Source organism: Pseudomonas entomophila (genome assembly GCF_029478665.1).
In the GTDB taxonomy this organism is placed as follows: domain Bacteria; phylum Pseudomonadota; class Gammaproteobacteria; order Pseudomonadales; family Pseudomonadaceae; genus Aquipseudomonas; species Aquipseudomonas entomophila_F.
On sequence record NZ_JARPQB010000120.1, the window covers coordinates 1 to 970 of the forward strand.

Below are 970 nucleotides of genomic sequence, written 5' to 3' on the forward strand. Positions count from 1 at the left end.
CCCCCGCCACAAAACCTCCCCCCCGCCGTCTGGCAACGCATCGACCAGGAAATCATCGAGGCTTCGGCCGCCGCCGCAGGCTCGGCCAACGACTATGCCCGGCGCTCCATGCGGGTATGGAAACAGCAGGTGCAGCAACGCACCGAGAACGACTTCATACCCTGGTTCACCGGCTACTGGACCCAACAGTGGCTCACCCTCAAGGTGGCCTGGTACAAGATGAACAGCGGCACGGAGCCGCCGGAAAAACGCCTGGCCCTGTACCTGCAGGAGCAGTACCACGAACGGGTGATCGAGCCGGTGGCCGAACAGATCAACCCCGAGATCATCCGTGACCGCGCCAGCGAGCTGTATCTGCAACTGCTGGGCCAGCAGTTGCCCGAGATCATCCAGCGCTACAACGCCCCGCCCGAGCAATTCAGCCAACGCCTGAACCATATCCAGGCCATCGCCCTGGGCCCGCCGGAGGCGCGCAATGCCACGCTTTACCAATTGCTCAGGGCCAAGTCGCTGGACCAGCAACCGGCCTGGCAGTCCTTGCGCCAACAGTTGCACCAGCTGGCAGCCAAGGCCCCTGGGCAGACAGAGGCCGGGCTGTCGTCGGTGGCCACCCGGGCCAGCGAGAAGCTGGGCGCCACCCTCGCCCCTCGCGGGGCCGCCAGCGCCATCGCCGCGGCCGTGGGCAAGGCGGCGGGGGCGTTGATCTCGGTGGCGGCGGCCGGCTATGGGCTCATCACCCATGACCGCGAACAACCGCAGATGGTCGAACAGTTGCGGGTAATCCTCAATGTGGCGCTGAACGAGGAATGGCAGGAACTGATGGAGAACCGCCAGAGCGGGGCCATGGCGGGGGTGTATTACCTGTCGGGGCAGGTGGAGGACAGTTTGCTGGGGAGTGTAGGGCCATGATCCATAACCAGCGCACATTCCCCTGTAGGAGCGGCCTTGTGCCGCGAAAGGGCTGCGCAGC

The 970-nt window shown here is 65.6% G+C and carries 1 protein-coding gene; it reads left to right on the forward strand.

The features are described 5' to 3' along the window. Positions 1-909 (forward strand): hypothetical protein (locus tag P5705_RS26165; RefSeq protein ID WP_277463748.1); only part of this gene is annotated, 909 nt, incomplete at its 5' end. Between the last annotated feature and the right edge of the window lie 61 nt (positions 910-970).